This window comes from Nocardia sp. NPDC020380, from assembly GCF_044386975.1.
Taxonomy (GTDB): domain Bacteria; phylum Actinomycetota; class Actinomycetes; order Mycobacteriales; family Mycobacteriaceae; genus Nocardia.
Window position 1 is genome coordinate 609216 of the sequence record NZ_JBIRVQ010000007.1, and the last position, 22212, is coordinate 631427.

Annotated in this window: 24 protein-coding genes; 18 read left to right on the forward strand and 6 right to left on the reverse strand. The window is 63.8% G+C overall.

Translation table 11 applies throughout. From position 1 onward, the window contains the following. Genes ACH438_RS22435 through ACH438_RS22445 form a run of 3 tightly spaced genes read right to left on the reverse strand, consistent with a single transcriptional unit; the run spans position 1 to position 3871 of the window. Positions 1 to 1887, reverse strand: a complete 1887-nt coding sequence (locus ACH438_RS22435) for an ABC transporter ATP-binding protein (RefSeq protein ID WP_397008132.1) — start codon at positions 1885 to 1887, stop codon at positions 1 to 3. Beyond that, complete coding sequence (locus ACH438_RS22440) at positions 1884 to 2897, reverse strand: ABC transporter permease (protein ID WP_397008134.1); 1014 nt, start codon at positions 2895 to 2897, stop codon at positions 1884 to 1886. Before ACH438_RS22440 ends, ACH438_RS22435 begins: the two co-directional genes overlap by 4 nt. After that, positions 2897 to 3871, reverse strand: a complete 975-nt coding sequence (locus ACH438_RS22445) for an ABC transporter permease (RefSeq protein WP_397008136.1) — start codon at positions 3869 to 3871, stop codon at positions 2897 to 2899. The genes ACH438_RS22440 and ACH438_RS22445 overlap by 1 nt, the downstream gene beginning before the upstream one ends. A gap of 192 nt (positions 3872 to 4063) precedes the next feature. Here ACH438_RS22445 and ACH438_RS22450 point away from each other — a divergent pair, with 192 nt between their 5' ends. Continuing rightward, positions 4064 to 4903 carry an HAD family hydrolase gene (locus tag ACH438_RS22450; protein ID WP_397008138.1) on the forward strand — a complete coding sequence of 280 codons (840 nt, stop codon included), beginning with the start codon at positions 4064 to 4066 and terminating at the stop codon, positions 4901 to 4903. A gap of 103 nt (positions 4904 to 5006) precedes the next feature. On the opposite strand, the gene ACH438_RS22455 is transcribed toward ACH438_RS22450, so the two are convergent. Further along, complete coding sequence (locus ACH438_RS22455; protein ID WP_397008252.1) at positions 5007 to 7121, reverse strand: N-acetylmuramoyl-L-alanine amidase; 2115 nt, start codon at positions 7119 to 7121, stop codon at positions 5007 to 5009. Positions 7122 to 7290: 169 nt separating this feature from the next. Between ACH438_RS22455 and ACH438_RS22460 the strand changes: the two genes are divergently transcribed. Both ACH438_RS22460 and ACH438_RS22465 read left to right on the forward strand, forming a co-directional pair. Further along, the gene (locus ACH438_RS22460) at positions 7291 to 8784 is read left to right on the forward strand and encodes a SpoIID/LytB domain-containing protein (protein ID WP_397008140.1); all 1494 of its coding nucleotides are present in this window, start codon (positions 7291 to 7293) and stop codon (positions 8782 to 8784) included. Between the two features lie 452 nt (positions 8785 to 9236). Further along, positions 9237 to 9485, forward strand: coding sequence for a hypothetical protein (locus ACH438_RS22465; protein WP_397008254.1), 249 nt, complete (start codon positions 9237 to 9239; stop codon positions 9483 to 9485). Here ACH438_RS22465 and ACH438_RS22470 read toward each other — a convergent pair. Beyond that, the gene (locus ACH438_RS22470; protein WP_397008142.1) at positions 9411 to 9677 is read right to left on the reverse strand and encodes a helix-turn-helix domain-containing protein; all 267 of its coding nucleotides are present in this window, start codon (positions 9675 to 9677) and stop codon (positions 9411 to 9413) included. The two genes, ACH438_RS22465 and ACH438_RS22470, sit on opposite strands and share 75 nt — an antisense overlap. A gap of 128 nt (positions 9678 to 9805) precedes the next feature. On the opposite strand from ACH438_RS22470, the gene ACH438_RS22475 reads away from it, so the two are divergent. From ACH438_RS22475 to ACH438_RS22500, 6 genes are all read left to right on the forward strand, one after another. Then, positions 9806 to 10057 (forward strand): hypothetical protein, encoded by a 252-nt coding sequence (locus ACH438_RS22475; protein ID WP_397008144.1) that lies wholly within the window; start codon positions 9806 to 9808, stop codon positions 10055 to 10057. Then, the gene (locus tag ACH438_RS22480; protein ID WP_397008146.1) at positions 10054 to 10773 is read left to right on the forward strand and encodes an alpha/beta fold hydrolase; all 720 of its coding nucleotides are present in this window, start codon (positions 10054 to 10056) and stop codon (positions 10771 to 10773) included. Before ACH438_RS22475 ends, ACH438_RS22480 begins: the two co-directional genes overlap by 4 nt. Continuing rightward, positions 10773 to 11519: a hypothetical protein gene (locus ACH438_RS22485; RefSeq protein ID WP_397008148.1), complete on the forward strand. Its 747-nt coding sequence runs from the start codon at positions 10773 to 10775 to the stop codon at positions 11517 to 11519. The genes ACH438_RS22480 and ACH438_RS22485 overlap by 1 nt, the downstream gene beginning before the upstream one ends. 275 nt (positions 11520 to 11794) lie before the next feature. Next, the gene (locus tag ACH438_RS22490; protein ID WP_397008150.1) at positions 11795 to 12625 is read left to right on the forward strand and encodes a glycoside hydrolase family 25 protein; all 831 of its coding nucleotides are present in this window, start codon (positions 11795 to 11797) and stop codon (positions 12623 to 12625) included. A gap of 31 nt (positions 12626 to 12656) precedes the next feature. After that, positions 12657 to 12866 carry a hypothetical protein gene (locus ACH438_RS22495; RefSeq protein ID WP_397008152.1) on the forward strand — a complete coding sequence of 70 codons (210 nt, stop codon included), beginning with the start codon at positions 12657 to 12659 and terminating at the stop codon, positions 12864 to 12866. A gap of 4 nt (positions 12867 to 12870) precedes the next feature. Then, positions 12871 to 13161 (forward strand): hypothetical protein, encoded by a 291-nt coding sequence (locus tag ACH438_RS22500; protein ID WP_397008154.1) that lies wholly within the window; start codon positions 12871 to 12873, stop codon positions 13159 to 13161. Positions 13162 to 13367: 206 nt separating this feature from the next. Here ACH438_RS22500 and ACH438_RS22505 read toward each other — a convergent pair whose 3' ends face one another. Further along, positions 13368 to 14084, reverse strand: a complete 717-nt coding sequence (locus tag ACH438_RS22505; RefSeq protein WP_397008156.1) for a helix-turn-helix domain-containing protein — start codon at positions 14082 to 14084, stop codon at positions 13368 to 13370. 199 nt (positions 14085 to 14283) lie between these two features. On the opposite strand from ACH438_RS22505, the gene ACH438_RS22510 reads away from it, so the two are divergent. The 9 genes from ACH438_RS22510 to ACH438_RS22550 form a co-directional block, all read left to right on the forward strand. Then, entirely contained in the window at positions 14284 to 14541 is a 258-nt protein-coding gene (locus tag ACH438_RS22510) for a hypothetical protein (protein ID WP_397008158.1), read from the forward strand. Between the two features lie 18 nt (positions 14542 to 14559). Then, complete coding sequence (locus ACH438_RS22515; protein WP_397008160.1) at positions 14560 to 15675, forward strand: serine hydrolase domain-containing protein; 1116 nt, start codon at positions 14560 to 14562, stop codon at positions 15673 to 15675. A gap of 225 nt (positions 15676 to 15900) precedes the next feature. Beyond that, the gene (locus tag ACH438_RS22520) at positions 15901 to 18669 is read left to right on the forward strand and encodes a polymorphic toxin type 15 domain-containing protein (protein WP_397008162.1); all 2769 of its coding nucleotides are present in this window, start codon (positions 15901 to 15903) and stop codon (positions 18667 to 18669) included. Between the two features lie 3 nt (positions 18670 to 18672). Continuing rightward, on the forward strand, positions 18673 to 19314 hold the full coding sequence (locus ACH438_RS22525) for a GAD-like domain-containing protein (protein ID WP_397008164.1): 642 nt from the start codon (positions 18673 to 18675) through the stop codon (positions 19312 to 19314). A gap of 149 nt (positions 19315 to 19463) precedes the next feature. Next, positions 19464 to 19931: a hypothetical protein gene (locus ACH438_RS22530; protein WP_397008166.1), complete on the forward strand. Its 468-nt coding sequence runs from the start codon at positions 19464 to 19466 to the stop codon at positions 19929 to 19931. A gap of 82 nt (positions 19932 to 20013) precedes the next feature. Next, on the forward strand, positions 20014 to 20601 hold the full coding sequence (locus ACH438_RS22535; RefSeq protein WP_397008168.1) for a hypothetical protein: 588 nt from the start codon (positions 20014 to 20016) through the stop codon (positions 20599 to 20601). Positions 20602 to 20737: 136 nt separating this feature from the next. Next, complete coding sequence (locus ACH438_RS22540; protein ID WP_397008170.1) at positions 20738 to 21028, forward strand: hypothetical protein; 291 nt, start codon at positions 20738 to 20740, stop codon at positions 21026 to 21028. A gap of 89 nt (positions 21029 to 21117) precedes the next feature. Then, positions 21118 to 21405, forward strand: a complete 288-nt coding sequence (locus ACH438_RS22545; RefSeq protein ID WP_397008172.1) for a DUF5361 domain-containing protein — start codon at positions 21118 to 21120, stop codon at positions 21403 to 21405. 101 nt (positions 21406 to 21506) lie between these two features. After that, a partial coding sequence (locus ACH438_RS22550) for a hypothetical protein (protein ID WP_397008174.1) occupies positions 21507 to 22212 on the forward strand: 706 nt, incomplete at its 3' end.

Sequence of the window (22212 nt, forward strand, 5' to 3'; positions counted from 1 at the left end):
CTATCGGGTCGTCACCGGAACCGGCACCGCGTCGATCAGTGCGCGGGTGTACTCGTGTTCGGGTGCGGCGAAAATGCGTTCCGCCGGACCGTATTCCACGATCTGCCCGCGATACATGACCGCGATATCGTGCGCCAGGTTACGCACCACGGACAGGTCGTGGGAGACGAACAGATACGACAGCCCGCGCTCGGCCTGCAGGTCGCGCAGCAGGTTGAGCACGCCCGCCTGGATCGAGACATCCAGGGAGGACACGGGTTCGTCGAGCACCAGCAGTTGCGGATCCAGCGCGAGCGCGCGGGCGATATTGATGCGCTGCTTCTGCCCGCCGGAGAAGTCGGCCGGGTACCGGTCGGCGTGTTCGGGTCGCAGGCCGACCTGTTCGAGCAGTTCCGGCACCCGCCGGTTGATCTCCTCGTGCGAGCGCCCGTTGATGCGCAGCGGTTCGGCCAGCACATCCGAGATCGGCAGCCGCGGATCCAGTGAGGACGAGGGGTCCTGGAACACGATCTGCATCTTGCGGCGGATATCGCGCCGCTGCTGTTTGGTCAGCGACGTGACGTCGGTGCCGAGGATCTCGATGTTGCCGCTCTCCGGCCGCACCAGATCCATGATCTGGGTGAGTGTGGTCGACTTCCCGGATCCGGATTCGCCGACCAGGGCCAGGGTGCGGCCGGCGCGCACCTGGAAACTGATGTGGTCCACCGCCTTCACCTCGCCCACGACGCGGCGGAACACCACACCCTTGGTGAGCGGGAAGGTTTTGCACAGCTCGCTCACCTGCAGGACGACCTGCGAGGTGTCGACCTCCGCGACCACGTCCGGGGTAGCGATCTCCTGGCGGAAGGCGGTGTACAGGCCGTCGCTGCCGACCTCGGCGGTGCGGATGCAGGCGGCGCTGTGCCCGGGACCGGTGCCCTGCAACGGCGGTTCCGCGACCAGGCAGTCGTCGATGGCGATCGGGCAGCGCGGCGCGAACGAGCAGCCGGGCGGCAGCGCGTGCATGGCGGGCGGTGCGCCGACGATGGGGATCAGCGGCGCCCGCGGCGGGCCGTCCATGCGCGGGATCGAGCCGAGCAGGCCCACCGTGTAGGGCATCCGGGGATGCAGGAAAAGCTCTGTGGCCGGGGCGGTTTCGACGATACGCCCGGCGTACATGACCCCCACCCGATCGGCGAGGGTGGCCGCGATACCCATGTCGTGGGTGATGAAAATGACGCCCGCGCCGGTGATGTCGCGCGCCTTGCGCAGCAGATTCAGGATCTGCTTCTGCACCGTCACATCGAGCGCGGTGGTGGGTTCGTCGCAGATGATGAGTTCGGGATCGTTGGCGATGGCCATGGCGATGACCACGCGCTGACGCATGCCGCCGGAGAATTCGTGCGGAAAAGCCTTGGCGCGCTGCGCCGCATCCGGAATGCCGACCAGTTCGAGCAGTTCCACCGCGCGGGCGGCGGCTTCCTTCTTGCCCATGTTCCCGTGTGCGAGCAGGGCTTCCGCGATCTGGTCGCCGATGCGGAACACGGGGGTGAGTGCAGAGAGGGGGTCCTGGAAGACCATGGAGATCTTGCTGCCGCGCAGTTTCGACATCTGCTTGTCGCCGAGGCCCAGCAGTTCCCGGCCGCGCAGCCGGATCGAGCCCTGGATGCGGGCCTGCTCGGGCAGCAGCCCGATGACGGCCATGGACGACACCGACTTGCCGGACCCGGATTCGCCCACGATGGCCAGCACTTCGCCGTCGTTGACGGTGAAGTTCACCCCGCGGACGGCGTCGACCCGCCCCTCCTCCCCGGGGAAGGACACCCGCAGGTCGGAGACCTCCAGCAGCGGAGCGGTGGTCTTGACGGCTTCTTCGGTCCGCGTCTGCTCGGCCGAATCCTGGCTCATGCTGTGCCCTTTCGCGCCTGACCGGAGCCCTGCGTGGATACGCTTCGCAGGCGCGGGGAGGCGGAGCGGCGCCTTCGGGCTTGACCGCTCAGGCGCCCGGCCTTTCGTGTCTGCCTGGCCCGGGCCCGCTTGGCGGTCGGGTCGAAGGCGTCCCGCAGTCCGTCACCGATGAGGTTGGCGCACAACACGATGGTCACCAGGAACAGACCCGCGAACCCCCACATCCACGGATAGTTGAGCGAGGTCGCGTTCTTGCCGATCAGCGAGCCGAGCGACACGTCCGGCGGCTGCACGCCGAAACCCAGGAAGCTCAGCCCGGTTTCGGCCATGACCGCCGATCCGACCGCCAGCGTGGTGTCGATGATCAGGATGGAGGCGATGTTCGGGACGATGTGCGTGGTGATGATGGTCCAGGTGGAGGCGCCCATATACCGTGCGGCCCGCACGAATTCGCGTTCCCGCAGGCTCAGCGAGAGCCCGCGCACGATGCGCGCCGACACCATCCACCCGAACACGGCGATGAGCACCATGAGCAGCAGTACGTTGCCGTTGCCCTTGGTCTTCGGCGCGAACAGCGCGATCATGATGAAACTCGGCACCACCAGCAGGATGTCGACCAGCCACATGATGACCCGGTCCGGCCAGCCGCCCAGCAGCCCGGCCATGGATCCCGCGAGGGTCGCGATGAGCGCCGAGATGATGGCCGCGCCGAAACCGATGACCAGCGACTTCTGCAGGCCGCGCAGCGTCTGCGCCAGCACGTCCTCACCGATCGAGGTGGTTCCGAACCAATGCTTCGGCCCCGGCGGCTGATAGGTGTTCGCGGTATCGAGATCGGTGTAGGAGTAGGGCAGGAAATGCGGCAGCGTGTAGGCCGCCACGAACAGCAGGATCAGTATCACCAGCGAGGTGACCGCGACCTTGTTGCGCAGGAAGCGCCGCCACACCAGCTTGCGCCGCCCCGACGCGACCTGCGGTGCGCCCTGGACGATGGTCTCCACATCGGTCATCAGACACGCACCCGGGGGTCGAGGATCGCGTACACGATGTCGGACAGCAGGCCGGACAGCAACACCACCAGACCGGTGAAGATGGTCACCGTCAGCACGATATTGATGTCCTGCGCATTGATGGCGTCGACCAGCCACTCACCCACGCCGTGCCAGCCGAAGATCTTCTCGGTGAAGGTCGCGCCGGTGATGAGACCGCCGAAGCTGTAGGCGAACAGCGTGGCCATCGGAATGAGGGCGGTGCGCAGGCCGTGCTTGTACAGTGCGCGGCTGCGGGTGAGGCCCTTGGCGCGGGCGGTGCGGATGAAATCGCCGCCCAGCACGTCCAGCATGGCGTTGCGCTGATAGCGGCTGTAGCCGGCCATCGCGCCCAGCGCCAGGCCGAGCGTCGGAATCACCATGTGCTGGAAGCGGTCCACGATCTGATTCCAGAGCCCCTGCACGGCGGTCGCGGAGGTCTCGCCCGTGTACAGGAAGATCTGTCTTCCGGTGCCCAGATTGATTTCCAGCGCACCGTATTTCAGCAATGTCGCGAGCAGGAAGACCGGTGTGGACAACAGCAGCAGCGACAGCACGGTACTGAAGTAGTCGCTAAACTTGTACTGCCGGATGGCATTCGCCGCACCGATGAGCACACCCAGCACGGTGCCCACGATGGAACCGACCACCAGCAGCCGCAGGCTCACCCCGATGCGCCGGCCGAGCTCGTCGCTCACCGGCTGTCCCGCGAGCGTCTTCCCGAAGTCCCCGTGCACGACGCCGCCGGCCCACGCCAGGTACCGCTGCGGGATCGGATCGTCGAGATGCAGTTCGGCCCGCTTGGAATCGATCACCGATTGCGGTGGCCGCGGATTCCGCTGCTCCAGATAATCCAGCGGGGTGAACGTGAGCGACGCGACAGTGAACACCAGGATCGATGCCAGCCACAGCAATACGACATAGTTCAGGGCACGTCGCAGCAGAAATCCGGCCATCTTTCCCTTCCGGGTCGAGTCACTAGCCCCAAATCATAGGGACAGCGTGCGGCATCCGCCCAGCACGCGCGCGGGGCACCGGCCGTTATGTTCGCGGCCGGCTCGATTCTGGACTGAGTGGAGCGGAGGGAGGGAAGAATCGAGACTTCGGGGCCGCGAACCGGCCCGGAGCGCAGCGGAGGGCCAGATAGCATGGAGTGGGTGACACTCTTCCACCTGCCGAAACCCAAGATGGTCGCCTCCGACGTCGATGGCACGCTGATCGACCACAGCGAGCAGGTGAGCGCGCGCACCAAGGCCGCGATCGATGCACTCATCGCGGACGGCGTGCCGTTCGTGCTCGCCACCGGCCGACCCCCGAGATGGATCGACCCCGTCGTAGACGGACTCGGTTACGCACCGCTCTGCGTGTGCGGCAATGGCGCGGTCATCTACGACAGCGCCTCGGACCGCATTCTGGAATCCCGCACCCTCGACGTGGAGACCCTCGCCTGGGCGGGCGATCTCGCCGAGTCCCTGCTCCCCGGCTGCGGCCTGGCCACCGAACGCGTCGGCGCCACCGCCCACGATGCGGCGACCCCCCAGTTCGTGAGCTCCCCGGAGTACCAGCACGCCTGGCTGAACCCCGACGACACCCAGGTCTCCCGCGCCGAGGTGATCGCCGCCCCGGCCATCAAGATGCTCATCCGCCTGGCGGGCGCGTCCAGCGCCTACATGCGCGAGGTCCTGGAACCGCATCTGACCGGCCGCGCCGACCTCACCTATTCGACCGACAACGGCCTCATCGAGCTATCCGCCCCCGGCGTCTCCAAGGCGACCGGCCTGGCCACCGTCGCTCAGCGCCTCGGCGTCCAGCACTCCGCCCTGATCGCCTTCGGCGACATGCCCAATGACGTCCCGATGCTCCGCATGGCCGGTCACGGCGTGGCCATGGCCAATGCCCACGAGGAAGCCAAGGCCGCCGCCGACGAGATCGCCGCCGCCAACAACGAGGACGGCGTCGCTCGCATCCTCGAACGCTGGTGGGTGTGAGAGCCGCTGCCGCGCAGCCGGTTACAGCAGAACGCGCCGCCTCCGGGGTACGGATGCGGCGCGTCGTGCGTGTGGCGGACCGAGGTGCCGTGCTTTCCGGGTCTTAGCGCCCGGCAGCCTGTGGCAGTTTGTCCGGTGCCTGCGTACCCGCGGCCGGCGGTACGGCGACGATGCTCGGCACGGTCGAGGTGGCCGGCGCCACCGGAGTGACCGGTGCTACCGGGGTGGCCGGGTTCTGCACCGCGCCGAAGTTCTGCAGCACGGTCGTCACGATCCCGGTGACCTTGTCGAAAAGCAGTGCGCCGTGCTGGAAGTCGGTCCGCGCCCCGTTCGGCACCGGGTACTCGTTGCTGGTCGGCAAGCCGAGCACGCCCGCGCCCGCGCCGAGTTGCAGGAACCGTTCCAGGATCTTGCCGACCACCGCGAACACCTGCCCGTCCGGCGTCGAGTACACGTAGCCGTTCACGAATTGCGCGTACTGCCCGCCGTCGGCGGTGGCCACTGGTTCCGATTTCGGTTGTCCCAGTGGCCCGTTCGCGCCGCCTTCCTGGTTCCAGTAGCGCGCCACCGAGCTCCGGCCCAGCATGCCGAGCAGCTTCTGCGTCAGATCGGCGAGCGCCGCCAGATCGGAGCCGGCGTCCGGGCTGCTGGGCGCGGTCTGCGGATTGGGGTTGCCCGCATTCTGCCCGGGCACCGGCCGCGGCCGGGTGGTGGCCGGTGCGGACACTCCGCCCGCGGCGGTCTCGGCCATGGCGCGGATCTTGTCCATGAGCGCGTAGGCGGCGTCGCCCGGGCAGGTGGTGTTGCCGACGTCGCGGTGCGCGAAGATGTTCGGCAATTTCACGGCCTGGCCCAGCGGGTATTTGGTGTAGTCGCTGCCCTCGGAGTACATGGTGGTCGACCCTTCGGGGTCGATGCCCGCGACCTTGGCGCGCCATCCGATGTACTGGGTCATGGATTGCACGGCGATATCGGTCGGCGGATCGTCCTCGTGGTCGCCCATGAATGCGACGCCCGCGGTATTGATATTGAATCCGCCCGCGTGCGCGCCTTCGACGGGCTTGTCCATTCCGCCGTAACGGCCTTCGAAGATCTGCCCGTACTTGTCGACGAGTGCGTTGTAGCCGATATCGCACCAGCCCAGTGTTTTCGCGTGATAGGCGTAGATCGCGCGCACGATGCCGGCGGATTCGGCTTTGGTGTAGTCATTGCGACCCGCGGTGTGGTGCACCGTGATCGCGTTGACGGCATCGTCGTAAGTGGGTTCTTCGCACCGCAGCGATTCGTCCGCGCCCCATTGCGCGCGCGTGATCACCTTGGGCCCGCCGCCGGGCAGCGGCGCCGCCACGGCGGACAGGTTCTCGTCGATGGAGCCGCGGCCCGGATCGATGAGGACCGCGGCCAGCTTCTGCAGATCGACCTGCGCCGGATCGGACTGCCCGACCAGCGGCGCGGCATCGTCCACGGGCGCCGCGGGTTTGCGGGTGGTCAGTACCTGCACGGCCTTGGTGTTGCCCACGTAGATCGGTTCGGTGCCGGATTTCTTGGCCGGCGTATCCCGGCCTTCTTCCGGTTCGGCGGAATACCAAGGCCCCCAGGTGCCGTCGGGTCGCTGCGCCCGGATCATGGCGGTGGTCCCGATCATGTCCTTGGCGGTCAGCGCGACCATGCTGAACGGCTTGTCCCGGGTGAGCAGTTTGACCTGCGCGCCGACCTTGTCGACGAGGTCGCGCGGCACGGCCCCGGAGTTGAGTGCGGGCGCGTTCGGATCCCCGGGTACGACCTGCCCCTGCGGTGCGGCGGGATCGCTCGGTGCGGCGGGGGAGTCGGCGGCCGGTGCCGGGTCCGCGATGAATCCGGGCTGGTTCTGCCCTAGTCGGGGTAGTGGAATCTCGCTGGGTAGTCGCACGCCCGGTGGCAGGGGTAGTCCCTGCGGTACGGGAATCGACTTGGGCAGCGGCAACATTCGCAGATCGGACAGGTGCAGGTCCGGCAGGTTCAGCCCGGTCAGTTCGCGCAACGGCAGCGTGATGTCCGGCGCCGAGGCCAATGCCACCTCGGCGAGTTCCGCTGGTATAGCTGCCAGATTGCTCTCATCCGCGTTCTGGACATCTCGGGTGTCACTCAGGGCCAGTAGGCCGAACGGCGCCGTTATGGCCAGCACGGTGACAACCGGAAGGACGTAGGGGCGTTTCGGTCTGCGGTACGGCACGAGCATCTCCCTCATTCAGCTGAAACTCATGAACATCGCCGGGCCGTCAATGTTGATTCCGGACGCGTCAACGATCACACTAGTCCCAACAGTCACAAAATCTGAACGTATGGTTGAGGATTAGGTTTGTGAGTAACTCGAATGTAGCCCTGACCTCAGAAAGAACGGGTATGACATGCCGAACGGCTACCTACAGGGGCGCCTCCGACGGCGCCGCCTGATCGTCCTATCCGTCACCGCCGTCACCTTCACCGGCGGCGCCGCGGGCCTGCTGTGGGCCTGGCCGGATGGCGCCTTCCGTGTCACCGCGGGCGTCGGCCACGGCCGCGGCATGAGCCAGAACGGCGCCTTCGACCTGGCCGGTCAGGGCTGGAATGTCGACCGCATCCTCGCGAACTACTACCCCGGCGCCGACCTCGCCACCATCGGCGCCGCCACCATCCGAGTCCGCTTGCAGGGCCAGGACGACAAAACCCTCGACATCATCTCCGAATCCCCCTTCTTCGTCGCCGGCCGCCGTGTCATCCCCGGCCAGGCCGCCCACCTCGACCCCACCGCCACCGGCGCCAAGGTCACCATCACCCAGGGCTGCGACGGCAACACCCTCTGGGAAGGCGACACCGACGACCCCTGGGCCTACCCCACCGCCGACGGCACCGACCGCCCCGCGAACGAACAACTCGAAATCTGCGGCGGCAACGCCTACCGCGGCGACCTCGGCGTAGCCCTCGACAACGGCGCCGCCCGCACCGTCAACGACGTCGACATAGACGACTACCTCCGCGGCGTGGTCCCCGCCGAAATGGTCCCCGACTGGGCCGACCAAGGCGGCGCCGAAGCCTTGAAAGCCCAAGCCATAGCCGCCCGCTCCTACGCCCTAGCCGAAAAGCGCTACCCCTACGCCGAAACCTGCGACACCACCGACTGCCAGATGTACCCCGGCACCGACAAGGAAGACCCCCGCACCACCACCGCCGTCCAAGCCACCACCGGCCGAGTCCTGGTGCACGACAACCACATCCTCCGCACCGAATACTCCGCCGCTCCCGACGGCAGCACCCCCACCCCCGCCTCGGCAATGGAAGTCGGCCCCGCAATCTCCGACTTCCCCGCCCCCCGAATGCCCTCCCTCCCAACCCTTCCGGACCTCGCACCCCCGCCAAACCCCGCCGCCCCCACCCCACCCGACCCCACCACCCCACCGGACCCGAACGCCCCCCTGGACCCCAACACCCAACTCGACCCCAACGCCTCCGCGGGTCCCGCTGCGCCGGCCGACCCGAACGCCCCGCTGGACCCGAGCGCCCCGGCGAATCCCCCTGTCCCGGTGGACCCCAACGCCCCGGCGAACCCGGCATCACCGCGCACCGCCCCGGATCCCGCCCTCGCCGCTCCGAATTCCCCAGGCACGGTGGATCCGGCCGCTCCTCCCCTTCCGGGCCAAGCTCCCGTCAGGCCCAACCCCCGCACCCGTGTCGGCACCCCTGCCCCGACACCCCCCAACCTGACCCCGTTGCTCAACAACCTTTTCCGAATCCTGGGTTCCCGCAAGGGCTCTCCGGACCCGGCGTCTCCCGCTGTCCCGGTCCAGCCGGTCCCGCCCGGCACTGTCGCCCCGAGCACGGCATCGACGCCCACCCCACCCGCCGAGCCCAACACCCGCTACTGATCACGCCGTGGTCAAAACGCGGTGAAAGCCTGCTGACGGTCGGAAGAACCCATTTGCCGAGGTGGAAAACAGTTGGTGAAGGTTCCGTCCGGCATATTCCAGCGGGCGATAACTCGCGGTTAACTTGCTATCGCAGGTGGAATGGCTAGATCCGTTGCGCAAGAGCGGAACTCAAGAATTCAATGTCCGTTTGTGTATACTTCCGCCCGGCAGCATTACCCGAAGGTGATGCACCGCAGGGCATCACGGACAGGTGGAAGTATGCGTTGAGTGTGGGCGTGCCGTGGCGATTGTCGGGAGGTCGCGCGGTGGGGTGTTGCTGTCCGATGGGGATCGAGCCGGCTCGGCGTTGCGCCAGGTTGCCACCATCGACTCGTCGGCGGTCTTTTCATGACTTGATCGGGTCGGTTGGCAGTCCGCGCTGGCGGATCTTTACGAAGGGGAGTTGCACGGTGTCCGCAGACGCTCTGGTGGCGTGGTTCGTTCGAATTTTCGATCACGAGGCCTTGACGATCGTGGCCGAGGGGTTGGGAATCGAGACGGCGCAGCGAATCGTGCGCGGTGAGGCGACGATTGCGGACCTGTTCCTGGCGGCGAATGCGCTGGGCTGGGAGTTCGGGGATCTGCTACCGGGTTCGTTCGACGAACTGCACGGCTCGGTTCATGATTTCCAATGGCGAGACGCCGAGTGCACTGCATAACGCGAAGAGCTGATGCATATCGGGTGAGCGCTCCCCGTTTTCGAAGCGCTGAATCGTACTGACCGCCACGCCAGAGGCAGCGGCCAGCTGGGGTCGAGTGAGGCTGCGTCGTGCGCGCGCGGCCCGGAGCTCATCACCCACTGCCCGGTTGATGCCGTCGTGGAGGTCCTGCAATTCCATACGGACCATCATGAAGTCCGAACGGCATTCTTGCAAACACCTCTAAGCAGGTTCACAGCGGATCGTTATAAAGCATAACGATCCGGTAAAGGTCCCATACGGACTTGAGACAGGTCCATACGGACCTTAGTGTGGCCCGTATGGACTTGCTCAACAGACATATCGCCCTACGTGTGTCACAGGCGATGATCATGGCCGATATGAGCCTCGTGCGGCTCTCGGCCCACACCGGTCTCTCCACGGCAGTCCTGGCCTCGAAGCTCACCGGCTCGGCCGCCTTCCTGGTCACCGAGCTGGCGATCGTCGCGTACGCCCTGAACCGCAGCCCCGACGAATTCCTGCCGCAGGACACCGGATCGCGCCGCGGCCGCGGGCGGAGCACCGCCGCATGATCGAGGTTCTGATACTCGGCGGCACCTGGGCGCCGCAGGGCGATCCGGTCACCGAAACCTTCGCGCGCACCTTGGATCTCGCCCGCTTCGCGCCGCGCATGATTCCCTACCCGGCGGATTACGGCCGGGCCGTGTCTTTTTCGGAGAGCAGCGCCGCGGGGAAGGCCGCGCTACTCGACGCCATCGCCGCCACGCCCGGGCGAATTGTGATAGCTGGATATTCGCAAGGCGCCGCAATCGCCGGCGATGTGGCCGCCGAGATCGGCCGCGGCCTGTGGCCGGATCTGGAGATCGAAGCCTGCGCGCTCATCGCGGATCCGCTCCGCCCGGCGGGTCAATGTGTCGGCGTCGACCCCGGCGGCTACGGCATCGCCGGCCAGCGCTGGATCGGCAACGTCCCCGCCTTCTGGGCTGCGGCCCCAGGGGATCCGATCACCGCTCTACCTGCAGGAAATGCCCTCCGCCTGATTGCGGACCTGTCCGAATACTTCTGCCTCACCAGCCCCGACGCCGCACTGCGGTGGGGCCGCAGACTGATCGACATCGCCCGCCACCGGCGACTCCAGCGCTGGTGGACCCCCAGGAACGTCAGCGCCTGGACCGGCGCCCTGGCGTATGCGCGCGGCTATCTGATCGACGGCCGCCACACCGACGACTACGTGCGTTCCGGGCATGCCGCCCGGCTCGCCGAAACCATCAATCGAGAGGTCGCGTGATGCAGTACGACGAGTCGGACCACCTGTACCTGCGCACCGACGCCCTCCGCGACCTCGTTGCCCTCCTGCGCGAAATCCCCGAACTGGCAGCCGATCTGGAGGATGCGGTCGCCGGTCGTGCCCGCCTCGGTGACCCCAACTACCGCCTGCACTCCCGCACCAGCGACCAGCCGCTCCCGTTCAGCCCGAAGGCCGCCGCCGTCCGCGACCGGCTGCACGCCGTCCTGGTCTCCTGGGTACGACTGATCTGCGAACAGCGCGCCCTGGACTATTCGGGCCCCACCTCCACAGCCGGCCTGGCCCGCTGGCTCGAGCGCAACATCATCGCCTTGGCCCTGACCGAGGGCGCGGAAACGGCCCCCGACGAAATCCGTTCCGCCGCAGAAGCTGCCGAGCAGATCGTCTGCCCGCCACCGCAACGCATCACGGTCGACGCCGCAGGCCTCGCGGCCGCCCGTCGCGCGCGCCTGAATATCTCCGGCATCGCCACCCTGGCGAAGGAGCTGGGGGAGGAGTTCCACAACGTGACGGTCCGAAGGCTCCAGACGCTGCGCGATGCCGGCCGCATTCGCCCGGTCCCGGGCCCGTGGGCGATCGATTGGCCGGAACTCTATGTCGTCGGCGAGGTCCTGGACGCGCACCTGGCTTATCCGACCCGTCAGCGGCGCGGCTCGAAAAAGTCTGTAGCCCAGTCTCATTCGCGGGAATCAGTGCTGGTCAAGGCGAATTCCGCAACCAGGGCTTGACTTTCAAGATCGCTTAGGTGAGACTGATTGCAGCGCCACAGTTGCGCCTTCTTCCCCCCTGAGGGAAACCTTCAAGGCTCGCCCCGCAGGCTAATCGCTTGCCGGCGGGCCTTTTTGCTACCCGACTCCCGATCATTCGAGAGGAGGTGAGACGCAATGCTCGTAGTTCTCCAGGACATCGTGAAGCTGGTCGGTGATCTGCTTCCGCTGCTGCTCCCGCTGTTCGGGCTGTGACTCCCCGACCGATCCGGCTGCCACCACGTGAAAGGCCCGTAGTGACGATCTTCGGCATCGACATCTCCAACAACAACGGCCCCGATATCGATATGGCCGAGGTGGCCCGCGAGGGTTTCGCCTTCGTCTTCGCCAAGGTCACCGAGGGCGACTACTTCGTAGACGCCACCTGGCCGGCCTACCGCGAAGCCGCCTGCGCGAACGGCCTTTTCATCGCGGGCTACCACTATCTGCGCGGCGATTGCGATGTCGCGGCCCAGGCCGAGCTGTTCCTCGAACACGTCGGCGACGTCCCCACCATGGTCGACTTCGAAGCCGATTCCGGTGACATCTCGACCTTCTGGGCCTTCGTCGAGGCCTTGAACGCCCGCGGCCGCCGCCTGGACCTGTCCTACATTCCCCGCTGGTATTGGCAGCAGATCGGCAGCCCCGACCTCTCCCAGGTCCCCGGCCTCATCCAATCCAGTTACGTCGACGGCCGCGGCGCCGCGACCGACCTCTACCCCGGCGACGACTCGTCGTTCTGGAACGGCTTCGGCGGCAAGGCCGTGGACCTGCTCCAGTTCACCGACTCCGCCCTGGTGGCAGGCCATTCGGTCGACGCCGACGCCTTCCGCGGCACCCTCGACGACCTGTGCTGCCTGCTGGGCACGCCGCACCCCACCGATGGAGGACTCATGGCCCTGACCGACTCCGAACAATCCGACCTCTACCGCAAGGTCACCGAAATCTGGACCCAGTTGCACGGCCCGAACGGCCACGGCTGGCCCCAACTCGGCACGAATCCGCAGGGCGAGAACCTCACCCTCGTGGATGCCGTAGCCGGACTGGCGAATCACCTCGCCAACCCCGGCCCGCAGGCGGCGCAATGACCGCGCCCGCCTCCCGCTGGAAGGAAACACTATGCGTATCACCAAGGTTCCTGAACCTGCTTTAGTCCGCTCGATCCTGGTCGCAGTCACCGGCATCGTGGCCTACGTCCTCGGCCGCCAGGTCAACACCGACTGGATCGAGGCCGTCCTCACCCTCTACGGCCTCTTCACCCCGGTTATCGCCGGCGCCGCGATCAGGCCTGCCGTCACCCCCCTCTCGAAACCGGCCGGTGAGGGCTGATCCCATGTCCGTCAGCCCCGAACTCATCCAAGCCACCGGCGTCGCCATCGCCACCATCATCGGCGCGGTGACCGCCTGGCAGGCCCGCGAGGTAGCCAAACTCCGAGAACGCGTAGCGGCCCTGGAAGACCAGGCCCTGACCGATCAACGCCGCTTCCGAGACGCGATCCGCCTGATCCGAGCCCTCCAAAGCCACATAGACGAACTCCTGGCCTTCCTCCGTCTCCACGTCCCCGGCCAGGACCCACCCCCGGCGACCTACAAAATCCCCGCCACCCTGGAGGAAGAAATCTAACGGCGCCCCGCCGTCCCGACCCATGCGGCCAGCCCCCGAAACCATCCCATCGGTTCGACAGCGGGTTCAGAGCTTGCCGCATGCCCGCCCCTTCCAGCGCGCCCGTCTCCCGCAGGTGGTCCGCGGTAGCAGACACCGGTCGCAGCGCAAGGGGCGCAACGGGTCCCGCCCCCGGACTCCCCTCATCCGGGGGCGGGACCCACCCATTACGCAGGGCTTGCCAGGAGCCGGCACATCCACCACGGGCGGGCCGGATACTCCGGAGAGTACAAACGAATTCCCATGCTTCGCGTCCGGCCGTTCCCGATGCCACGCAGCTGAATCCGGCCGGTATCCGGCGCGGTAATGGGGAAGGCGTTGTTCCACAGGCCATCCCAGTCTGCGGACTGCTGGCATCGGCCGATGAGTTCGCGGAGCTCCCGGTTGGCCGCGGGGGCAGGTGCGAACATGCGTAAGCACTGAATGAGGCGTTGAGCCTCGGGTTGCCAGTCGACGACGACAGTGCGTGCATCCGGGTTCAGGAACATCCATTCGACAAAACTCGTCCCGGGCCCGCCCCCCGGAAACGTATGCCGGAACGCGGCATTGGCAGCCACAACGGTGAAAGTCGGGACCACGTAGAAGCTGGCCGGATGATGCAGGCTGTCGAGGTCGGTGAGGTCCGCGGCGCTCGGCTGTCCCGGCGCGCCGGCCCCATAGATGCCGGGCACACTCAGCCCGAGGATGTGTTTGCGAAACATCTGCGGGACATCGAGCCGGTCGAACAGCACCTGGATGGTGTCGAAGGTGGGTGGCCGCGTGCCGGCCTCGATCTTCTCGATCAGTGAGACCGAGAAATTGGCCCGGCGCGCGAGCTCGGCATGCGTCAGCCCCAGATCTCTCCGACGTTGACGAATGAAGTCACCAAAGGGATTGTCCGTCAACCGTTCTCGCCTCCTTCAAGTTTTTGTATTGCGTTCTGTATTCAATCTGGGTCACGGATTGTGCGGAGGCGAAGCGTTGAATCAATGCCCCACCGACTCGAATAATAGAACATACGTTCGAACATTAGCTGAAATGGTGCCACATCCTGCGACGAAGCGGGTGCGTGTCACCGCTGGGCCTGGGGTGGAAGGCGGTCTCGTGGACTGGATGGGTAAGTGCGTCGGCAATCGAATCGAGCAGGCGATGGCCGAGGCGGGTGTCGGGCAATCGGAGCTCGCTCACCGAATCGGAATCTCCCGCCTCGTGTTCGCGGCCCGCATGGCAGCCCCCGCCACCTTCGAAGCGGCCGACCTCATCCTCATCGCCGCCACGCTCGACTGCCCGGTTCAGGCTCTGCTCCCCGATCCGCGCTGTTCCCCCGACGCGCACTGCGCCACCTGCCGCATCGAAAACTGACCGATCCCAGGAGATTTCATGTTCCATCTGGATAGCCCCCCGTCGATCGTGCCCGGCATCGGTGGCCCGATCGTCGCAGAGCCGGCCCCCGTGCCGACTCCCGTCGAGATCCTGTGCAAGGGAGCACAGTCCGGCGTAGGCGCCGGTTATCCAGGTGTCATCGGCCTCATCCGCAAAGGCTCGAACACCGACTACGTAGAAGTCGGCTGCAAGAAATTCCAAACCACCGCCCCCGTGGAACGCACCTCCAAGTTCCGAATCGGCGGCAACACCAAAGCCTTCACGGCAGTAGTCATGCTCCAGCTTGAGGCAGAAGGCAAACTGTCACTTGACGATACGCTCGACAAGCATCTTCCAGGCGCAGTGTCGGCCAACGGCAACGACGGCATCAAATTCACCCTCCGCCACCTCCTGAACCAAACCTCAGGTCTCCCTGACTACGCCGCCACCCAAGACTTCGCGACAACCTACGAACTGAACCTCGACCCCACCCACACCTGGACCCCGAAACAGCTCGTAGACCTCGCTACCACGCAACCACCAGTCGGTGCCCCCGGCGAAAAGTTCCACTACGCCAACACCAACTACGTCCTGGCGGGCATGGTCATCGAAAAGGTCACGGGCAACACCGTTGCCGCCGAGATCACCACCCGAATCATCACCCCACTCGGCCTGACCGGCACCACCTTCCCGACCACAGACCCCCAACTGTCGGGCAACTTCCTCGACGGCCACTCCATCACTTGGGGCATCTACCGCCAGGTCACCGCCTCTCAGGTCACTTCCCACGGTGCAGCTGGCGCCCTGGTCTCAAGTCTCGACGACTTGGCAAAGTTCGAACGCGCTCTGATCCGCGGAGACCTCCTCCCTGCAAGGCAGCAGCAGGCCCTCAAAACGACTGTCCCAATCAAGGACCGAGTCGGCTACGGCCTGGGCATCCTCCGCGTAGACACCGCCAGCGGCCCGGTATGGCAACACACTGGTACCACGCTCGGCTATTTCACCTTCTTCCTGACCAGTGAAGACGGCGAAAAACAAATCATCATGGCCGCCAACGAATTCCACCCCCACCTGCCCACCCCAGCCCAGAACACCCTGGGCCAGGCCGCAATGGACGCCTACAACGCCCTCTGACACCCCGGCGGCCGCCAGAACCAACACATGCATCAATCCCGAGTCCATGCAGGACTCGGGATTTTTCATGCCGAAGGACTGACGATGCCCAACACTTCTCTCCCTGCGCCCCAGCCCCCGACTTGGGTAGCACCGCGATCTGCCTGGTTCACGGGCATCACTCCTCAGGGCATCGCAGGCCAGCCTGCCAGCAAAATCGACGGTCGTGTCTACACCTTCAACGGGATGACCGAGGCCAGCTCTGCGTCCAGGCTTGAACGCATCTGGAGGACACAGGACCTCGTGAAGGCCGTGAGCGATGTACCGCTGAAGGCCTCACCGATCAGCAATCCAGATCTGGACGATCCGAGGTGGGGAGGAGCGTATTACCAAACGGATCATCTCCCGCCACAGTCGAGTACGGGACCCGTGCCTACATGGCAGAGGGAAAAGAACTCTCCGCCTTCTGAGAACCAACCATCGGCTTCGAATCCAGTGCCTGTTCAGCAGAATCCGCAGCCTGCGCAAAGCTCTCAAACAAACCCGGCACCGCAACAGGCGCCTGCGCAGCAGGACGTCCCCTTCACCCCGGACTGGATTCCCGTACCGCCGACATCGCAGACCGAACTCGCGAACAACAGGCAGCAGCCCGTAAGTCAGCTCCCGTCGCAGCCGGAAAAAAGCGCTCAACCGGATGTTTATGCCCTGCCCGACACTTCTGGTCGGGTCGAGGGTGATGAATGGGATTCGACGTTGCCTGACGGGCGAATCGTCCATAACCGTATCCCGTTCGGAAATGGAAATCAGTCAGTTGACCAATGGATTCCCGACGGCAATGGCGGAATCACCTACTCGCGCGTCGCAGCCAATGATGACAGCGGGTGGCAGCGGTGGAACCTGAATGCTGACGGCTCTGCTTTCTATGGAACGAAGTACGCCGTCGACTCCGACATGTACGCGCAGAACTTCAATCCAGGCTCGTCTACGTCTGGACTTCCCGACCATGCATACGTCTCGACACCGGACTATAAGGGAATCAAAAATCCGTCTTATGACCAGGACGGAAACCTGGTCGGCGTTGACGTCGCAGTTCCGAACGAGTACGGGCTGTACGACAATTATCACTATGACAAGTTCCAAAATCTGACAATCTCGACTGCCAGACCCGACGGTAAAGGTGGTATCGAAAGCGTCTTTGTAGGTCAATTCGATCCACATGGAGAAGGTTGGCAAGTAGGTCCGGATGGAAAGCCGTGGCAGGTCGGTAAGGATCTACAAGGTCACGTCACAATGGGTCGCTCCGAGCAGACCGCAGAAGGCACTCATGTGTACTTCATGAACGATAAAAATGTCATATTTGATACTTTCTACGGTATCGGTCCCAACAAGTCATATACAGATATCTACAATCCCGACAAGTCGATCAGCAGAAGATATCGTGACGGCACCTCCCTTGTCATAGTTGACAACAAGATAAAGTCGGTAAATCCTCCGCCGGATAGCCGCAATGCGGCTCAAAAAGGGTGGGACTGGATAGAGGGAGCTGGAAACAGCCTGAAGACCTGGGGTGTAGATGTCCTTTCCAGTCTTAACTTTGCACCAGGGTTACAGGCCGCTGCCAACCCATTGAATCCCGCCGCTCAAGCAGCGGCTGCCGATCACTATGAGCGGACGTCGAATGCGATTGCTGCGCCTGGCCGCCTGCTGGTGGATGGAGTTGCGTCATCCGCAGGGACTTTGGGCGACTGGTGGAGATACAGAATAGTCGGTGCCCTCTACGGGTTGACTGGCGACCCTTATACCCCATACGGGCGGGCTCAGCTTCAGTTAGCTCAGCAATATATGGACAAGGCTCCAGCTGACTGGGAAGCGCTCCTCGCCGCTACAACATTTCTCCCTGTCGGCGGTGCAACGACCCGCGTGGGAACCACTTTACTGCGCAGCACTGAGATTGCACTTGGTGAAGCTGCAACCGCCACAGCCGCTCGGCAATCCGTACCGTCGCTATTGAGTCGCGGTATTAGCTTTGACGCTCTGCGAAAGATGCCCGGCTTTGCGACGAATGGAATCGAATCCCTTCAGACGCTTCCTGGAATCTCCGTCGGAATAGACGCGATGCGAAACATTCCTGGGAACCTTGCAGCAAGCTTAGGCGGGCTCCGGACTTTTCCCGAACGATTCCAAGTATGGAGAGACGCAAAGATTGATGCGGCAATAGATTCAGTAATACAGGTGGAGGTGCGGGCCAAGAACTTTCTAAGCAATACCCAGGACGGGTATGAACGGATATTTACCCGAAGTGAATCCGGGTACTTACCCCAGCTGGTTATGGGTGATCGAAGCCTCCGTGGGCTCGACGAAATTTCTCTAGCCGACATTCTGCGGACTAGATTCGCCGCAGTCAGTGCGATCCCTCGAAGACTGAGCGGGCGCGTCGCTCCACCAAATCCAGCTTTCGGGCCTGTGCGACCGCGTGCTAATCGTTCACATCAAGTAGATTTCAAGATGGGTAGAACTGCAAACACGCAGAACAACGTTTCCGAGACGATTGACCAGATTAGCGGTCAGGTCGATGGCATAAATAAAATGACCGCAAATGAGCTGTTACACAATCTCAGAACAGTCGCCCGGAAGGGAAAGGCTCAGAAGGATGCGAACAAGATATTCAAGGCTGCTGTTAAGCAAGAGGAATTGAAGAAGGCGCTACGGCTTTTGCGAACCGATCCAGCGAAGCTCGGTGGCAAGACTCCAGAGAAATTCGCCGAGGCGCAGATGAAACAGCGAACCAAAGGCTTCGCTGCGTTGCATGAGCCGGATATAGTTGCCGGCGGCAAGGATGTCATACCATTTGACGTTAATGGTATGCCCAGGATGGGGGACAGGTACGTAAACTCGTCATTGGGAAGCCAGTGGGCACATCGTGGCTTGGCCAACGACTTGAGGAGGTATGCTGAAGACCTTGTTCGCGCAGGGCAAGGCGATCATCTATTGAATGTCGAATGGAGCTTGAGGTAACGAATGTCATTTCAGGTCAGTGAGGTAACTAATAAATGGGGCCAGCCGAGCCATTCGACACCTGTTCCGCCGCAGCATTTTAGGAAATATGCGGGGCAAGTCCCTGATTACCTTCTGGATCTGTGGCGCCACCTGGGTTTTGCAGGATTCCAGAAGGGGATGCTTTGGCTGTGCGACCCAGAGAAGTGGCAACCAGCGGTTGACGAATGGACTTCGGGTATTGATCTACCATTTGGTCAGGATAGATGGGTCGCGGTGACGCGTTCCGCGTTCGGTGACATGACTCTATGGGGTGAGCGAACGGGGCTCAGCCTTACGGTGACACCTTATCGTGGATGGATATTTCCAGTGGACGGTTCGGGTGAGATGTCGGATGATTTCGACCGCGATCTGCAGATCCTTGCGTCACTGCTGTCAAAAGATCAGGACACATTCGATCCGACGGGAGATGATAATAAGCCTCTGTTCAAAAGGCTTCTAAAGGATCTTGGGCCGGTCGGCCCCGACACTATGTATGGATTCGTGCCAACCCTGGCTCTGGGTGGGTCAATGCTTCCCAGCCATGTAGAGATTGTGGACGCGGATGTGCATATGCAGATTCTTAGTCAAACTACTCATCGCATAGTTATGAATAATCCATATTGATGGGCGATACCTGCGACGATGTCAGTAGGTCTGTGTGTAATATTTGATGCGGATGGCTTGCCGCATTGCCTATAATCGTGATACGTATCTCGCATGGATAATTAGGTTAGCCATCTTACTTTTTGTGAGAGACTATATGTCGGTGGGGTGTGGATATATTGAAAGGTAGTAGCGATGCGATGCTGGAACAAATTGTATTCTCTGATATTGAGAAGGCTCTGGTCGATTACCTGACTTCGAAGCTTTCGGCTTTGTCTGATAACGCCAAGGTTGTCGCTAGGGTGCCCGACCCGAGACCGGTGCGGATGGTGCGGGTGATCCGCAACGACCGTAAGGCTCGGTTTGATGCTGAGGATCGGGAGGGGCGGAGGGGGGCGCATTTGATTTTGGATCGGCCTCGGGTGGTTTTTGAGTGTACTGATGATGGTGGGGGTGCGGCGGGGCTTGCCTCGTTGGTGCGGTCTTTTGTCAACAGTGCTGCGCCGGGGTATATCGGCAGCGTGTGGTGTGACCACGTTGAGGATGCCGGCCAAGAGAACGATACCGACCCGGTGACTGCCGCTCCGCGGTATTCGATTGTCGCCGATTTGATCGTGCGGGGGAAGATCCTCGCCTGACTCCCCCGAAAGTGCGGGAGTGACAACTTAATAGCTCCAATCCCTAGGGCCTGCGCAACAATCCCTAAGGGAGAAACTGAAGATGGGTCAGCCCTCTAGCAAGTACATCGGCGTCGGCACTCCTAGCCTCGCCGTCACCGGCGGCGTTCTGGTCGCTCCGCTGGCTACCAAGCTGCCGACCGATGTGGCCGGCGCTATCGACCCCGCGTTCAAGGCGCTGGGTTACGTTTCCGAGGACGGCATCGAATCGCTCGGTGAGCGGAAGATCGAGACCGTCAAGGACTGGAACGCCGATATCATCGCGCAGCTGCAGACTGAGCACTCGGTGCGATTCGGTCTGACGCTGTACGCCGTGTGGGATCAGGACGTTCTGAACGAGGTCTTCGGTCAGAGCAATGTGACCCCGACCCCCGCAACCGCCAACAGCGGCACCCTGATCCAGGTCAAGGAGACCGGTTCGGTGCTGCCGCGTCGTTCGTGGGTGTTCGACATGGTCAACGAGAGCAAGAAACTGCGGATCGTGCTGCCGAACGCCAAGATCACCTCCGTTCAGGAGAAGAAGTTCGTTTCCAAGGAGCTGGCCGGCTTCACCATCAATGTCGAAGCCTTCAAGGACGACTTCGGCGTCAAGGCCTACCGCTACTTCGACGACGGCAACAAGACTGCCTGATCCGAGCCGCCCGCGGCTCATTTAAGCCCCCAGCGGCGGCGGGTTTTCAACCTATGCGCAGGCCCGCCCGCCGCCGCTGGGCCTCTATTCCATCTGCCTGTGCATCCGACAACTCTATGAAAGGGTCTGCGTAACAATGACTTCCCCGAAGGCTCCGATCACGATCGCCAAGCCGATCACCGTGAAGGACGACTTCTTCTACCGCGTGAACGGCGTCGAAATCCAGCTGCCGTCGCTGACCTATCTGAAGCCGGGCTTGGTCCGCCGGATCCGGCGCCTGGGCGACGTCGACGCGATGTACACCTTGCTGGAACTCTCTCTGACTCCCGAAGCGCTCGCGGCCCTGGACGATATGGATCCGGACGGCTACCACGACATGCTGGAAGCCTGGCGCGCGCACTCGGGGATCAGCCTGGGGGAATCCTAGGCCTCGATGCTCTGATCGAAGAGCACTGCGAGGCACTCGAATACGACCTGATCGCCCTCGGTCTCCGATTACGCCAACTGGGCGATGAGATGCTCGGCTGGCGCGATCTCAGGGCCATCATCAAGTTCCTCCCAGCGGATTCGGCGCTGGTCCGGACGGCCAACCCGGACACCCACCGATGGCAACTCGACCAGTTCCTGCTCGCGGACATGGCCGATCACCTGCGGTGGTTGGTCTGGGCGAAGACCGAGGACGCACGGCAGGGACGCAATCGCCCCGCACCCATACCGCGACCCGGCTTCGAGTCCGGCCGCGAAAGATTCGGCAGCGCAATGGGTGTCGAAGAGCTGAACGACATCCTCGGCTGGACCGAGTAGATGCCGGCGGTGGTCACTCCGGGGAGAACCAGCTCAGAAAGTGGATGTGAATTGTGGACAGACAACGCTCCTCGGCACTGACCCTGCCGGACGTGCTAGCGATGACGAACAACGGGCACCCGGCACCGGGACAGCGGGTCACCCTTCCCAGCGGTGCCAAATGGGAGAGTGATGGTACCGGTGGTTCGTCGACCATCACCCTGCCCGGTGACGGTCCAATCGAGATCACCGACGAAGAGCTACGGTCTCCGAACTCGCTTGTCCGGGAGTCGGGGCCGTTCGGTGCACTGATGCGCGCTTTCGGCGAGGTACTCGGCCATCTGCCGAACCTTTTCACCGATCACGTCGCGCAACAGGCAGCCGAGCTGCTGCGCGGCGGTGCTTCCGACGACGACGGATCGACGCGAACTCGCGTCGCACGAATCACGTCGCAGACAACGCTGCTCAATCCGGCGAAAGCCGGCGGACGGTCTGATGGATCCGAATCGGCGGGCGGTGGCACTGTCGACAACCGCAGCACTTCGATGATCGATGAACCGATCCATCGAAGGTGGGGCGGTCCGATCCGCGGACGCGGTGGCCCGACCGACGACGCGAACCTCGCGTGGGTGTCGAACGGCGAGTTCGTGGTCAACGCGGCGGCGACTTCGAACGCGTTGCCATGGCTCGAGGCGATCAATGCCGGGTGGGTACCCTCCGCCCAGTTCCTGGCTGTCGCCTGCCAGGGTGATGGGACCACCGTTTTGCCAAGAGCATGGGACCGGGTTGCATCCGGTCGCGGGGCCGTGTCGATCGTGACCGATGACC

Excerpts from the sequence above, each read along its gene's own strand:
- ACH438_RS22500 (WP_397008154.1), top strand. The coding sequence starts at position 12,871 with ATGTCCGTCAGCCCCGAACTCATCCAAGCCACCGGCGTCGCCATCGCC.
- ACH438_RS22455 (WP_397008252.1), bottom strand. The coding sequence starts at position 7,121 with ATGCTCGTGCCGTACCGCAGACCGAAACGCCCCTACGTCCTTCCGGTT.
- ACH438_RS22475 (WP_397008144.1), top strand. The coding sequence starts at position 9,806 with ATGGACTTGCTCAACAGACATATCGCCCTACGTGTGTCACAGGCGATG.
- ACH438_RS22520 (WP_397008162.1), top strand. The coding sequence starts at position 15,901 with ATGACCGAGGCCAGCTCTGCGTCCAGGCTTGAACGCATCTGGAGGACA.
- ACH438_RS22485 (WP_397008148.1), top strand. The coding sequence starts at position 10,773 with ATGCAGTACGACGAGTCGGACCACCTGTACCTGCGCACCGACGCCCTC.
- ACH438_RS22460 (WP_397008140.1), top strand. The coding sequence starts at position 7,291 with ATGCCGAACGGCTACCTACAGGGGCGCCTCCGACGGCGCCGCCTGATC.
- ACH438_RS22445 (WP_397008136.1), bottom strand. The coding sequence starts at position 3,871 with ATGGCCGGATTTCTGCTGCGACGTGCCCTGAACTATGTCGTATTGCTG.
- ACH438_RS22535 (WP_397008168.1), top strand. The coding sequence starts at position 20,014 with ATGGGTCAGCCCTCTAGCAAGTACATCGGCGTCGGCACTCCTAGCCTC.
- ACH438_RS22525 (WP_397008164.1), top strand. The coding sequence starts at position 18,673 with ATGTCATTTCAGGTCAGTGAGGTAACTAATAAATGGGGCCAGCCGAGC.
- ACH438_RS22540 (WP_397008170.1), top strand. The coding sequence starts at position 20,738 with ATGACTTCCCCGAAGGCTCCGATCACGATCGCCAAGCCGATCACCGTG.
- ACH438_RS22450 (WP_397008138.1), top strand. The coding sequence starts at position 4,064 with ATGGAGTGGGTGACACTCTTCCACCTGCCGAAACCCAAGATGGTCGCC.
- ACH438_RS22480 (WP_397008146.1), top strand. The coding sequence starts at position 10,054 with ATGATCGAGGTTCTGATACTCGGCGGCACCTGGGCGCCGCAGGGCGAT.
- ACH438_RS22435 (WP_397008132.1), bottom strand. The coding sequence starts at position 1,887 with ATGAGCCAGGATTCGGCCGAGCAGACGCGGACCGAAGAAGCCGTCAAG.
- ACH438_RS22515 (WP_397008160.1), top strand. The coding sequence starts at position 14,560 with ATGTTCCATCTGGATAGCCCCCCGTCGATCGTGCCCGGCATCGGTGGC.
- ACH438_RS22440 (WP_397008134.1), bottom strand. The coding sequence starts at position 2,897 with ATGACCGATGTGGAGACCATCGTCCAGGGCGCACCGCAGGTCGCGTCG.
- ACH438_RS22495 (WP_397008152.1), top strand. The coding sequence starts at position 12,657 with ATGCGTATCACCAAGGTTCCTGAACCTGCTTTAGTCCGCTCGATCCTG.
- ACH438_RS22470 (WP_397008142.1), bottom strand. The coding sequence starts at position 9,677 with ATGATGGTCCGTATGGAATTGCAGGACCTCCACGACGGCATCAACCGG.
- ACH438_RS22545 (WP_397008172.1), top strand. The coding sequence starts at position 21,118 with ATGCTCGGCTGGCGCGATCTCAGGGCCATCATCAAGTTCCTCCCAGCG.